Genomic DNA, 13,957 nt, shown 5'->3' with positions numbered 1-13,957 from the left:
AGAAATTTAGCTAATTTTTTTATTTTTCATAAAAAAACTCCAAGGCATACTTGGAGTTTTAGGGGAATTCAAATATTATAAATCTTATTAAACTATTTTTTATGAACTAATATATTTAATATATACACAAATTATTAAAATTTAAACATTTTATCTATATTTTTATTTAATTATTATGATTATTTTATACAAATATATTTTCATACTATTTAATGATTATATTGCCATCTTCTAAATCTATCTTTATAGTAGATTTTTCTTCAATTAATCCAGCAATTATAGCCTTGGCAATTTTAGTCTCTATTTCATTATTGATATATCTCTTTAATGGTCTTGCACCATATACAGAATCATAACCAGTATCAGCTATAAAATCTTTCGCTAAATCTGTAAGCTCTAGATTAATATCTCTTTCTTTCAATTTATTTCTCAAAGACTCCATAAATATGTCTATTATTTTCTTTATTTCTTCTTTGGCAAGTGGTTTGAACATGATTATGTCATCTACTCTATTAAGGAATTCTGGCTTAAATCTAAGTTTCATTATATCCATTACTCTTTGATTTATAGCTTCATCAATTTCTCCCTTACTTTCTAATAAAACCTCACTACCAATATTTGAAGTCATTATTATTATAGTATTTTTGAAATCTACTGTTTTACCCTTATTGTCAGTTAATCTACCATCATCTAATATCTGTAAAAACATGTTAAATACATCCTCATGTGCTTTTTCTATTTCATCAAATAATACTACAGAATATGGCTTTCTTCTAACTGCTTCAGTAAGTTGACCTCCTTCTTCGTAACCAACATAACCTGGAGGTGGTCCTACTAATCTAGAAACACTATGCTTCTCCATATATTCAGACATATCTAATCTAATAATATTTTCTTCACTATCAAATAGATTTCTAGCAAGTGTCTTGGCAAGCTCTGTCTTACCTACACCTGTTGGACCAAGGAAAATGAATGAACCTATTGGTTTATTAGGATCACTAAGCCCCGCTCTAGATCTAATTATTGCATCAGATACAGCTTGTACCGCTTCATCCTGTCCGATTACTCTTCTATGTAAATGTTCTTCTAATTTAAGTAATTTTTCTCTTTGACTTTCTACTAATTTTGTAATTGGTATGCCAGTCCAGTTTGAGATAATATGTGCAATTTCATCCTCAGTTACCTCTTGTTTTAATAATGTATTTGCTTCGTTATTATCCTCATTTTCTTCATATTCTTTAATTTGGCTTTCTAACTTTGGTATCTGACCATATTTTACCTCAGCCGCCTTATTAAAGTCATACTCGCGTTCATATTTTTCTACCAAGGATTTAGCATTATCTAATTCCTCCTTTAGATGTTTAACACCCATTATCTTAGTTTTTTCTAACTCATATTTACTAGTTAATTCATCATTTTCTTCTTTTAAATCTGCTAATTCTTTCTCCAACTCTTCAAGTCTTAACTTAGACTTGTCATCTTCTTCTTTTTTTAGCGCTTCTCTTTCAGTTTCTAGCATAAACAACCTTCTTCTTACTGCATCTAACTCTGTTGGTAGAGAATCAATTTCGGTTCTAATCATAGACCCAGCTTCATCTATTAAGTCAATTGCCTTATCTGGTAAAAATCTATCTTGTATATATTTATCAGATAATTTAGCTGCTGCTACTATAGCATTATCATGTATCCTAATTCCATGGTGTATCTCAAATCTTTCCTTTAAACCTCTAAGTATAGATATTGTATCATCTACTGTAGGCTCTTCAACATATACAGGTTGGAATCTTCTTTCCAATGCTTTATCTTTTTCTATATATTTTCTATATTCATCATAGGTAGTAGCACCTATACAGTTCAATTCTCCTCTAGCAAGCATTGGTTTTATTAAATTACCTGCATCCATTGATCCTTCAGTTTTTCCAGCTCCTACTATAGTATGTATCTCATCTATAAATAATATAATTTTACCATCAGAACTTGAAACTTCTTTTAATACAGCTTTTAATCTCTCTTCAAATTCTCCTCTATATTTTGCTCCGGCTATTAACGCACCCATATCAAGCGAATAAACCACTTTATCCTTCAATCCTTCTGGCACATCTCCCTTTACTATCCTCTGAGCTAAACCTTCGATTATAGCCGTTTTACCAACACCAGGCTCACCTATTAATACTGGATTATTTTTTGTTCTTCTAGATAGAATTCTAATCGCTCTTCTAATCTCTTCATCTCTACCTATCACTGGATCAAGTTTATTTTCCATAGCTAACTTTACAAGATTTGTACTATACTTAGCCAATGAATCATACGTACCTTCAGGATCCTGTGTATCTACTCTTTGATTGCCTCTTACCTCATTTAAAGCGTTTAGGAATTTATCTTTGTTTATTCCAAATGCCTTGAATGATGTTTCAATTTTATTATTTTTTTCTATCTCTAATATTGCAAGCATGACGTGTTCAACACTAATATATGAATCCATAAAATCTTTAGATATAGATTCTGCCTTTACTAAAATTTCACTTATCTTTCTAGTTGCTGTCACACCTTGTGAGCTTGCTCCTTGACCTGTAACACTCGGCAAAGATTTAGCTATATCATTGATAGTCGATAAAAAGTTATTTACATTAACTTCCATTTTTTCCAATATATTAGGTATTAGTCCATCTTCTTGTTGAACAAGCGCAATCAATAGATGGATTGAATCAACTTGCTGATTATTATTTTTAACTGCTTCACTAAAAGCATCGTTTAGTGCATTTTGCACTCTTAATGTCATTTTTTCTGCGTCCATAAAATTATTCCTTTCTTTTTCTATTTTTAAAAAGTTCATGTTCAATACTTATATTAATAAGTGAATATACTTTTCTAAATTATATTATAAGATATTAGAATTTTATCAAAGTATTATTATCACAGACTTACGTAAATCTAATAAAGAATCTAACATATCTTCATTTTTATTAGTATCATAATTAAGTATCAAATTAAAAGTATTATCGATATTAACTATGGAAATTTTTTCTTCATTCCAAATTTTTATCATTAAATCTTCATTTAGAAATCTAATTTCTCCTACTTTCATACCAGAGCACTTATCCATAAATTCTTTACTATAGCTCATTACATAAGTGTTTTTATCTTCATTATATCTATATTCCACCACTTCATTATATACATCTTTTATTTTGCTATTTATAAAATCATAAATCTCATCATCGCTATACATAGAAATTTCTTCTATAATATATTCTTTAAAAAATGTATTTACATTTTTCTCTATCTTTAAAACTTTACTTTCTGGTACTGTAAACTCAATTTGCCAATATTTACCATTATTTTTTTCCAATATAAATTTTCTGCTTCTATCAAGCAATCTACTATTTCTTTCAGTTTTACAAAAGAAGTTATCTATTGAAATACTTTCAATGGCTTCTTGAAAAAAACTATCAAACCACTTCATTATTTCTCTATCAAATCTTAGATCCATTTACAGTCCCCTCCTTTCGTCTACCTTTATTATAGCTAGCTAATAATTTATCTCTCTCATATTTAGATCCCTTATAAAATACCAAAGGATTAATCATATATACACCATTTCTAATCTTTATCATAAAATCATACTTTTTATATTCACCAAATAATACTGATAAACCAGTTTTTGGATAAGATAATATTTCTGAAAGTTCATCTAATGTATGATTTATTTTGTTATCTTTATCCATTATATTCACTAGTTGTAATGGTATCATAGATTTTTTACTACTTATATTCTCCATAGATTTTAGGAAGTTCTTAGGTGACACATTCAAAAATTTATTGTTTGTTTTATCACGTACTATATTCCTACTTTCCGTTGAGCTTATATCATCATATTTTTCATTTATATCATTAAATACAAACACGAAACACCCTCCCTTCATCAAACACGTATAACTATTAACTTAATTTAAAAACATCTTCTTTATTTATTGATACCATATTATAATAATTTTTAAGCCAAGTCAAACATATTTGTTTTATTATTTATCATTTAAATAAATTTAATATTATTTAAATGATAAATTTTAGTCATTTTATTTTAAAATAATGAGCATTATATATACTATTTTTTTAGCATTTTTATAAACTTTGTAATAAAATTAATTTATCTGTAGTAAAAAAAATAAATTTTTTTATTCAGTTAATATCTATAACCACAAAAGTAATATAAGATTATTATATAATAATCTTATATTACTTTTGAATTACATAATCAAATTTTACCTATCACAGCTAGTAAACTTAGAAATTCTTTAGTTTTATATGGTATAATTTATATAAATAATTTAAAAACTAAGAGGTGAAATATGAGTTTAAATAAATTAAAAACTATTTCTATATTAGGTTCCACTGGTTCAATAGGTACACAAACTCTTGATGTGGTAAGAAATCATCCAGATATGTTTAAGGTTGAATCTTTATCAGTAAACACTAATATTGATATATTAATAGAACAAATTAAGGAATTTAATCCAAAAACTGTAGTTGTATATAATGAAAAATCTTTTGAACAATTAACTAAGTTAAAAAAACAAGAAAATATCACTTGTCTAAAATCAATAGAAATATTAAAAGGTATGGATGGTTTAATAAAAATATCCTCTTCTAAAACTATTGATATACTAGTGACTGCTGTAGTTGGTATGATAGGTCTTTTGCCAACTATGGAAGCTATAAAAAATTCCACTACTATAGCTCTTGCCAATAAAGAGACATTGGTAACTGCAGGAAAATTAGTAATGGAAGCTGCAATAAAATATAATGCCAAAATTCTTCCAGTAGATAGTGAACACAGCGCAATATTCCAGTGTTTAAATGGAGAAAATTATAAAGAAATTGATAAAATATTATTAACCGCTTCAGGAGGACCATTTAGGGGTAAATCTAAAGGGGATTTACTAAATGCAACAAAAGATTCTGCCCTAAAACATCCTAAGTGGAATATGGGTAAAAAAATATCTATAGACTCTTCCACTTTGATGAATAAGGGACTAGAAGTTATAGAAGCTAAATGGTTATTTGGAGTTGAGGCTGATGATATTATAGTTCATGTACATCCAGAAAGCTTAATCCATTCTATGGTACAGTTTAAAGACTCATCTATAATTGCACAAATAGGATGCCCAGATATGAGAGTTCCTATACAGTATGCCATGACTTACCCTAATAGAATAGAAAGCAATTTTAAGAGATTAGACTTGTTCGAAATTTCAAGCTTGCACTTTGAAAAACCAGATTTAGAGGTTTTCCCTTGCTTAAAACTTGCTTATAAGGCTTTAAAACACGGAGGAACAGATTGTGCTGTGCTTAATGCTGCAAATGAAGTATTAGTAGAAAAATTTTTAGAAGATAGGATAGGTTTTTACGATATACCTAAATTTATAGAATATGCATTAAATGAACATACATTCATAGAAAATCCAAACTTGCAAGAAATTTTAGAGGTAGATTCTTGGACAAGAGATTATATAGAAAAAATAGTTAAGTAGGTGAAAAATGAAAATAATATTAGCTTTAATCGCTTTTGGTTTTATCATATTTATACACGAGTTAGGACATTTTTACTTTGCTAAAAGAGCTGGAGTAACTATACATGAATTCTCTATAGGTATGGGACCAAAGTTATATCAAAAAACAAAAAACGGAACACTTTATGCTTTGAGACTCTTCCCTATAGGTGGATATGTCGCTATGGAAGGTGAAGACGAAGAATCAAATGATCCAAATTCATTTGGCAAGAAAACAATAGGTCAAAGATTATTGAGTATAATAGCAGGACCACTTGCAAATATAATTTTATGTATACTTTTGCTAATACCAGTACATATGCTACTTGGTGTACAGACTACAACTTTTGAGCAAGTATTACCAAATTCTGCTGCTCAATCTGCCGGTTTAAAAAGAAATGATAAAATCCTGGCTATAAATGGAAAAAACATTAATTCTTTTGATCAACTTAGTCAAACAACTACCTTAAATAAGGGAAAGGAAATGACTATAAAGTATCAAAGAAATAGTGAAATTAAAACGACTAAATTAAAACCTAAAATGTTAAATGGTAAATATATGATAGGTATAAAGCCAAAAATGGAAAAATCATATATAAAAGCACCAATAAAAGCAATTGAATCAACTTATAATACTTCAAAAGCTATGTTAGAATTTTTGTGGAAGTTGATAACAGGTCAGATGTCAAAAAGTATAGTCAACAATTTAGCAGGTCCAGTAGGTGTAGTAGGAATGTTTTCTAAAGCCGCTAGTGATGGAATAATATACTTTATGTACCTAACAGCTATAATATCTTTAAATATAGGTATATTTAACCTATTGCCTATACCTGCCCTAGATGGTTGGAGAATACTAATTTTACTAATAGAAGCTATCAGAGGTGGAAAAAAACTACCAGCAAAAATTGAAGGTGCTATAAATGGCGGCGGATTAATGGTGCTACTTGCACTTATGATATTTATAACATATAAGGATATTTTAAGATTATTTAAATAATAAATCAAAAAGTATTTTATTGAAAGGGAAAAAAATGACTTATCAAAGAAAAAAAACTAAGGTGGTTTATGTAGGTAATGTTGCAATAGGTGGTGATAATCCAATACCTGTACAATCAATGACTACTTCAGATACAAGAGATGCACAAGCCACGATTAGACAAATAAATGACTTGGCTCACGTGGGATGTGATATCGTGAGAATTGCTGTACCAGATATGGTAGCAGCCAAAAATATAGAAAAGATAAAAAAAGCTACAAACATACCTATTATAGCAGATATACACTTTGATTATAGGTTAGCGCTAGAATCGGTAAAACAGGGTATAGATGCTATTAGAATTAATCCTGGAAATATTGGGAATGAAGAAAAAACAAGAGCTGTTGTTCAAGCATGCAAAGAAAAAAATATACCAATTAGGATTGGAGTGAATAGTGGCTCACTAAATAGAAAATTGATAGAAAAATATGGAGGGCCAACTCCCGAAGCAATGGTCGAATCTGCTCTTGAACATATTAAAATATTAGAGGATTTAGATTTTTACGACATAGCTATTTCTCTTAAAAATACAAATATTTTAAAAACTGTTGAAGCATATACTCTAATGTCAGAAAAAGTAGACTACCCTCTTCATCTTGGAATTACAGAAGCTGGTGGTATTAAAAAAGGAACTATAAAATCTTCAATAGGTATAGGAAGCTTATTAGTAGCTGGTATTGGTGATACGCTGAGGATATCATTAACTGGAGACCCTAGAGAAGAAGTTAGAGTCGGTAAAGAAATACTTAGAAGTCTTGGACTTTTAAATGATAAAATCAAAATAATATCATGCCCAACTTGTGGTAGATGTAGTATAGATCTCATTAAATTCGCTAATGAAATAGAAGAAAGAATTGAGGATATAGAAAAGGACATTACTGTTGCTATAATGGGATGTGCAGTTAATGGTCCAGGAGAAGCTCGTGAAGCAGATATAGGAGTTGCTGGTGGAAATGGTGTTGGCTTGATCTTTAAAAAGGGAGAAATATTACAGAAAATCCCTCAGGATCAAATTGTAGAAAGATTGATTGATGAAATAAATAAAATGTAAATAAATAATAAAGGTGTAGGATTATCCTACACCTTTATTATTTATTTACATTATAATTTTAATAATAACAAACTATATACCAAATATATATATGGAGCCACTAATAACACACTATCAAATCTATCCAAAATACCACCATGACCTGGTATCAATTTGCCAAAATCTTTTATTCCTACATATCTTTTAATAGATGATGCAGATAAATCTCCCAATTGTGCAACTATACTACCAGTTAGTGAAACAAAAATAGCAATCGGAATAGAAAGTTCGAATAAAATTGCAAATAAGACACAAAATACTATACTTCCCATTATACCACCTATACTGCCCTCTACAGTCTTTTTAGGACTTACTAAGGGTAATAACTTATGCCTGCCAAAGTTTTTACCTGCTAAATAAGCAAATATATCTGTAGCAAAGGAAATAATAAATATAATCCATAATATTTTACCACCCATAGGTATATCTTTTACTGTTAATATTATACAATTAAAAGATATGCAAACATATAGTATTCCAGAAAATGTAATACACACATCTATTACATTATTTTTTTGCATAAGTACATAAATTATCGATACTAGAAAACATAAAAATATAGCGTATATATATGTATCTATACCAAAATTGAAGACATTTGTTATAAATAAATATATTGCAAAAACATAACCTATTATTTCAATAGGTCTGTATTCTATATTATTAAAGGCTCTATAAAATTCTTTTAAACCGATTATCATAATAATTAATCCAGCTAAGTAAAGTGGTATACCTTTAATAAATAAAACCGCTAATAGAGGCAATATCACTAAAGATGACATTAATCTCTCACTCATTAAAATCCCTCCAACACGCCTAACAAAGTAGACTAATATTTTTTTCTATTTTATAGCACCAAATCTTCTATCTCTATTTTGATAGCTGTATATAGCCTTTTGTAACTCTTTTTCATCAAATTCTGGCCAATGAGCATCTGTGAAATAAAACTCAGAATATGCGACTTCCCATAATAAGAAATTACTCAATCTCTGTTCTCCACTAGTTCTAATTACTAAATCTGGATCAACTGATTCATTTGTTGTTAGATACTTTGAAATCATTTCTTCATTTATGTCTTCTATTAAAATTTGTTCATCTTTAACATTTTTGGCAATTAATTTTACAGTATTTAATATGTCTGCTCTACCACCATAATTAAGTGCAAGAGACAAGGTTAAATCTTTATTGTCCTTAGTTTTTTCCTTTGATTTTTCAAGTTCATTTATACATACTTTTGGTAGTGCTGAAATATCTCCTATCGTTAATATTCTTACCCCATTTTTATCTAGTTCAGCTAATTCTTTTTTTAAATAAGAAACCAATAAATTCATCAACGCATCTACTTCTTCTTTCGGTCTTTTCCAATTCTCAGTAGAAAATGCATAAAGAGTGAGATATTTCACACCTAATCTCTTTGATTCTTCTACTATCTTTCTTATTGTTTCTACACCTTTCTTATGACCATAAGTCCTAGGCATCATTTTTGATTTTGCCCATCTACCATTCCCATCCATTATTATCGCTAAATGTTGTGGTACTTTTTCTAAATCTATATCATAATATAATCTTTCCATATTTATTCGCTAAGTTAATAGCTCTCCTTCCTTAAATAAAATCTATTTTGTATAGTATCATATACTATATTATAGCATAGATTTATTGCATAATAAAACCCAATTTAGATAAGACTAAATTGGGTTGATAATCAATTATACTGACATTATATCTGCTTCTTTTTCACTAGTCAAAGCTTCTATAGTCTTGATATATTTATCTGTCATTTTTTGAACTTCATCAGTTGCTTTTTTTGCATCATCTTCTGCAAGTTCTCCTGCTTTTTCCATTTTCTTTATTTTTTCATTAGCATCTCTTCTTTCGTTTCTAATTCTTACTTTAAAACTTTCAGAAGCCTTTGATGCCTTTTTTGCCAATTCTTTTCTTCTTTCTTCTGTTAACTGTGGTACAGTCAGTCTAATCACAGAACCGTCGTTTGTAGGAGCTATTCCAATGTCCGATTCAGATATTGCTTTTTCAATAGCATGTATCACAGACTTGTCCCAAGGAGTGATAGTTAGTATTCTACCCTCTGAAACTGCAACTGCTGCCATCTGATTAACAGGTGTTGGAGTACCATAATAGTCTACTCTCACCTTATCTAACATAGATGCATTAGCTCTACCTGCTCTAATCGTACCAAATTCAAATTTTAACGCTTCTATAGTTTTTTCCATTTGTTCTTCTAATTCAATGTGAAGATCTAATTGCATAATTACCTCCGAATTTTATTTTATTATTTAATACTATTCTACTATAGTTCCTATATTTTCGCCATATACAACTTTAATAATATTTTCAGTAGATAATTCAAATACTTTTATAGTTATCTTATTATCCATGCATAGTGATGTAGCTGTTGAATCCATTACTTTTAATTCTTTATTTATTACTTCCATATAAGATAATTTTTCAAATTTCTTTGCATCTGAACAAGATTTTGGATCCTTGTCATATACCGCATCTACATTTTTAGCTAGAAGAATTACTTCGGCTTCCATTTCAGCTGCTCTTAATGCCGCTGCAGTATCTGTAGAGAAATATGGATTACCTGTTCCTGCACCAAATATTACTACTCTTCCTTTTTCTAAATGTCTTACAGCTCTTCTTCTTATATATGGTTCAGCAACCTTGTTCATTTCAATGCCTGTTTGAACCCTAGTTGGAACCTCTATAGCTTCTAAAGAATCCTGCAAAGCCATTGCATTCATTACAGTTGCAAGCATACCTATATAATCTGCAGTAGTTCTGTCCATCTGTTGATTAGTTCTTCCTCTCCAGAAATTTCCACCACCAACTACTACTGCTACTTCTACACCTACATCATTTAATTCTTTTATTCCTAAAGATATATCATTTAACACTTCATTATTAATACCAAAACCAGTTCCACCTGATAAGGCTTCTCCGCTTATTTTTAATAAAACTCTCTTATATTTAGGCTGATTCATAAACTACCTCTTTCCAATTCAATTACAAAATCAAAAATTTATTTTGCTATAAATTTATAATTTACTTTAAAAAAAGAGAACACAAAAGTGTTCTCTTAAATTATTACTTCATTTGCTTAGCTACTTCTTCTGCAAAGTTTTCTTCTTTCTTTTCTATACCCTCACCAACTTCATATCTAACCATTTTCTTAACAGCGATATCTTGGTTTACTTCTTTAGATACATTAGCTATTAATTTTGATATAGTCAATTCAGAATCTTTAACAAATACTTGATCTAATAGGCAAACTTCTTTTAATTCTTTCTTTAATCTACCTACAACCATCTTTTCAACAATATTAGCTGGCTTTCCTTCGTTTAAAGCTTGCTGAGTTAAAACTTCCTTTTCGTGCGCTAAATATTCCTGATCAACATCAGCTTCAGAAATATATTTTGGATTCATAGCCGCTACTTGCATTGCTATATCTCTTCCTAAATCAATAACTTTCTGATCCTTAGATGTTGTTTCTAATTCAACTAACACACCGATTTTACCGCCACCGTGTATATAACCAGCTATAACACCATTTTCTGTTACAAGTCTTTCAAATCTTCTAACATCAAGTTTTTCACCTATTGTAGCTATTCTATCATTTAATACATCCTGAAGTGATTTGCCTTCGTCATGTTGTAAAGCCAATAATTCAGGTACATTATGAACATCATTTTCTCTAGCCATTACAGCTACATCATTAACAAATTTCTTAAAGTCTTCATTCTTAGCGACAAAATCAGTTTCAGAGTTAACTTCAACTATTGATGCTAAAGCATTATCTGGTCCTATTTCTATATTTACAAGACCTTCTGCAGCTATTCTATCAGCTTTTTTAGCAGCCTTTGAAAGTCCTTTTTCTCTTAGTATATCAACAGCCTTATCCTTATCGCCATCAGCTTCTGTAAGAGCTTTCTTGCAATCCATCATTCCTGCGCCTGTTGCTTCTCTTAATTCTTTTACCATCTGTGCAGTTATTGCCATTTGTAAAATCCTCCTAAATAATTTTATTATAGTTCTTATTTAACAAAATGGTAAGGGCTTTGCCCTTACCATAAGCTTTTTTACGAATGTTTAATTAATTTTCTTCTGTAGTTTCTTCAACAACTTCTTCAGTCTGTGCTTCTTCTACAGCTACATCATCAACACCCTGTCTTGCTTCGATAACAGCATTTGCCATAGCACCAGTTATTAACTTGATAGCTCTGATAGCATCATCATTTGCTGGTATTGGATAATCAATTTCATCTGGATCACAGTTAGTATCAACTGTTCCTATTACAGGTATACCTAGTCTATGAGCTTCCTGAATAGCTATATTTTCTTTTCTTGGATCTATTACGAACATAGCTGCTGGTAGTTCAGGCATATCCTTAATACCACCTAAAAACTTTTCTAGTTTTTCTTGTTCAGCTCTAAGTTTGATAACTTCTTTCTTTGGTAGTACATCAAATGTACCATCAGTTTCCATAGCTTCTAGTTCTCTAAGCTTCTTAATTCTAGTCTTGATTGTCTTATGGTTAGTAAGCATTCCTCCTAGCCATCTTTCGTTTACATAGTACATACCACATCTAAGAGCTTCATCCTTGATAGCTTCTTGAGCCTGTTTCTTAGTACCAACAAATAGTATTGGCTTTCCAGTTTCAGCTATTTCTAGCATAAACTTATAAGCTTCATCAACTTTCTTTACTGTCTTCTGTAAGTCTATGATATATATTCCATTTCTTTCTGTGAATATAAATCTAGCCATTTTAGGGTTCCATCTTCTTGTCTGATGTCCAAAATGTACACCAGCTTCTAACAATTGTTTCATTGAAATTACTGACATTTAATTTTCTCCTCCTGGTTTTTACCTCCAGCACGCTCATCTTCCTAAGAAACCTAAAGGCACCTCTTAAGAATCCCGTTGCTGTGTTTATTTAGTATTATTTTTAAAATAACCTCTATTATTCTAACATTTGTATATGTTTGTGTCAAGCGTTATAGCAAGTTTTTAATAATAATTTAGTATTTTTACTACTATTACAGCTATTACTAAAAATAAAGCTATTATGCCTAGTATCATCATAAATTTTTTAGTATTTTTCTTTCTTGCTTTTTTCTTTTCTATTTTTTTTGGATTTATATTTTCATTGTTGTGTTTTTCCATTGCAAGTTCAATATCTTTTAAGAATATCTGATTAGTCTTATAAAAATCATCTGGATTGACTCTACCAGTTCTGTGTAAGACTGATTCAAGCTCTGGTTTGAGTGCTTCGTTGATATCATTGATTGTAATCTTCTGCGTCTTATACATAAAATGACTAAGTGCTAATATAAGCTGGTTATAATTTTTATAGCATAAATTATCATTTCTCTCCAATAGCTTTTTAATAATATCTATAAAATCTTGATTTTGATCGCTTGTATTAACTCTTGACCATATTACGCCCTTATCAATTGCCTTCATCAACTGTTTTTCTGTACTAGCTTCACTAAATGGAAATTTTTTGAATACAGCTTCATAAAGCATTACTCCTAAGCAATACAAATCTGTCTTAATATCAGTAAAGTCTATAGCTAATTGAGAAGGTGATAGATATTTTAAGTTTCCTGAACATCTTATATTAGTTCCTTTATTAGCCTCTGTTAGACCAAAATCTGCAATTTTTATGATATATTTATCATTAACTAAAATATCATCTGCCTTTAATGAACCATGGCACTTACCAATACTCTGATATGCTTGTAGAGCTTTGGCAATTTGTGTTGAGATTCTAATAAGTGCATCCATATGCAAATATGCACCTTTTGTAAGAGTAGAAAGTGAGACACCATTAAAATCCTCATATACAATATAATAAAGTAAGCTATCCACGGTTCTATGTACACCAACATCGACTATATGCAAAATATAAGGAGTATCTAATTCATTTATTACCATGCTTTCATCTATTAAATTGGGTATAAAATCTGTACTTATATATCTATTATTTTCTATTATTTTTATCTTTACTTTGATATTTTTCTCAGAGTCGTATGCATTGTAAAGCTTATTCTCTTCGATGTAAACAGGTTTATCGGTTATTTCATATCTATTTCCAATAAAAATCATACATAAACTCCTTTTCTAAAAAATTTGCATAAAAATGCTATTACACTATATTTTAACATAATTCAATAATATTTTCTATCAAATTATAGCATTATTTTTCCCAATAAGTCTACTATTTACAGTACTTTAAAAATAAAATGATATATTCAATA

General features: G+C 29.5%; 13 protein-coding genes. 3 read left to right on the top strand and 10 right to left on the bottom strand.

Going from position 1 to position 13,957, the window contains the following annotated elements; genetic code table 11:
• Positions 1-205: 205 nt before the first annotated feature.
• The 3 genes from clpB to O0R46_RS04365 form a co-directional block, all read right to left on the bottom strand.
• Positions 206-2,794: an ATP-dependent chaperone ClpB gene (clpB, locus tag O0R46_RS04375; RefSeq protein ID WP_269312369.1), complete on the bottom strand. Its 2,589-nt coding sequence runs from the start codon at positions 2,792-2,794 to the stop codon at positions 206-208.
• A 105-nt stretch (positions 2,795-2,899) separates the two neighbouring features.
• Positions 2,900-3,490, bottom strand: coding sequence for a hypothetical protein (locus tag O0R46_RS04370; protein ID WP_269312368.1), 591 nt, complete (start codon positions 3,488-3,490; stop codon positions 2,900-2,902).
• On the bottom strand, positions 3,474-3,905 hold the full coding sequence (locus O0R46_RS04365) for a replication/maintenance protein RepL (RefSeq protein WP_269312367.1): 432 nt from the start codon (positions 3,903-3,905) through the stop codon (positions 3,474-3,476). Before O0R46_RS04365 ends, O0R46_RS04370 begins: the two co-directional genes overlap by 17 nt.
• 444 nt (positions 3,906-4,349) lie before the next feature.
• Between O0R46_RS04365 and O0R46_RS04360 the strand changes: the two genes are divergently transcribed.
• The 3 genes from O0R46_RS04360 to ispG are packed head-to-tail and all read left to right on the top strand — an operon-like array spanning position 4,350 to position 7,636.
• Positions 4,350-5,531 (top strand): 1-deoxy-D-xylulose-5-phosphate reductoisomerase, encoded by a 1,182-nt coding sequence (locus tag O0R46_RS04360; protein ID WP_269312366.1) that lies wholly within the window; start codon positions 4,350-4,352, stop codon positions 5,529-5,531.
• Between the two features lie 7 nt (positions 5,532-5,538).
• A complete protein-coding gene (rseP, locus tag O0R46_RS04355) occupies positions 5,539-6,546 on the top strand; it encodes an RIP metalloprotease RseP (protein WP_269312364.1) in 1,008 nt (335 codons plus the stop codon).
• 34 nt (positions 6,547-6,580) lie between these two features.
• Positions 6,581-7,636 (top strand): flavodoxin-dependent (E)-4-hydroxy-3-methylbut-2-enyl-diphosphate synthase, encoded by a 1,056-nt coding sequence (ispG, locus tag O0R46_RS04350; RefSeq protein ID WP_269312363.1) that lies wholly within the window; start codon positions 6,581-6,583, stop codon positions 7,634-7,636.
• Positions 7,637-7,686: 50 nt separating this feature from the next.
• Here ispG and O0R46_RS04345 read toward each other — a convergent pair whose 3' ends face one another.
• The 7 genes from O0R46_RS04345 to O0R46_RS04315 all read right to left on the bottom strand — a co-directional run bounded on the left by O0R46_RS04345 (position 7,687) and on the right by O0R46_RS04315 (position 13,805).
• Positions 7,687-8,472, bottom strand: a complete 786-nt coding sequence (locus tag O0R46_RS04345) for a phosphatidate cytidylyltransferase (protein ID WP_269312362.1) — start codon at positions 8,470-8,472, stop codon at positions 7,687-7,689.
• A 45-nt stretch (positions 8,473-8,517) separates the two neighbouring features.
• A complete protein-coding gene (locus tag O0R46_RS04340) occupies positions 8,518-9,249 on the bottom strand; it encodes an isoprenyl transferase (RefSeq protein WP_269312361.1) in 732 nt (243 codons plus the stop codon).
• A gap of 135 nt (positions 9,250-9,384) precedes the next feature.
• The gene (frr, locus tag O0R46_RS04335) at positions 9,385-9,942 is read right to left on the bottom strand and encodes a ribosome recycling factor (protein WP_269312360.1); all 558 of its coding nucleotides are present in this window, start codon (positions 9,940-9,942) and stop codon (positions 9,385-9,387) included.
• A 33-nt stretch (positions 9,943-9,975) separates the two neighbouring features.
• Positions 9,976-10,680 (bottom strand): UMP kinase, encoded by a 705-nt coding sequence (gene pyrH, locus O0R46_RS04330; RefSeq protein WP_269312359.1) that lies wholly within the window; start codon positions 10,678-10,680, stop codon positions 9,976-9,978.
• A 103-nt stretch (positions 10,681-10,783) separates the two neighbouring features.
• A complete protein-coding gene (gene tsf, locus O0R46_RS04325) occupies positions 10,784-11,695 on the bottom strand; it encodes a translation elongation factor Ts (RefSeq protein ID WP_269312358.1) in 912 nt (303 codons plus the stop codon).
• A 94-nt stretch (positions 11,696-11,789) separates the two neighbouring features.
• On the bottom strand, positions 11,790-12,539 hold the full coding sequence (rpsB, locus tag O0R46_RS04320) for a 30S ribosomal protein S2 (protein ID WP_269312357.1): 750 nt from the start codon (positions 12,537-12,539) through the stop codon (positions 11,790-11,792).
• A gap of 165 nt (positions 12,540-12,704) precedes the next feature.
• Positions 12,705-13,805: a protein kinase domain-containing protein gene (locus O0R46_RS04315; protein ID WP_269312356.1), complete on the bottom strand. Its 1,101-nt coding sequence runs from the start codon at positions 13,803-13,805 to the stop codon at positions 12,705-12,707.
• Between the last annotated feature and the right edge of the window lie 152 nt (positions 13,806-13,957).

It is taken from the genome of Peptostreptococcus equinus, assembly GCF_027125355.1.
GTDB lineage: Bacteria > Bacillota > Clostridia > Peptostreptococcales > Peptostreptococcaceae > Peptostreptococcus > Peptostreptococcus equinus.
Note: the sequence above shows the minus strand (reverse complement) of the source record. Positions and strands in the feature narration are given on the sequence as shown.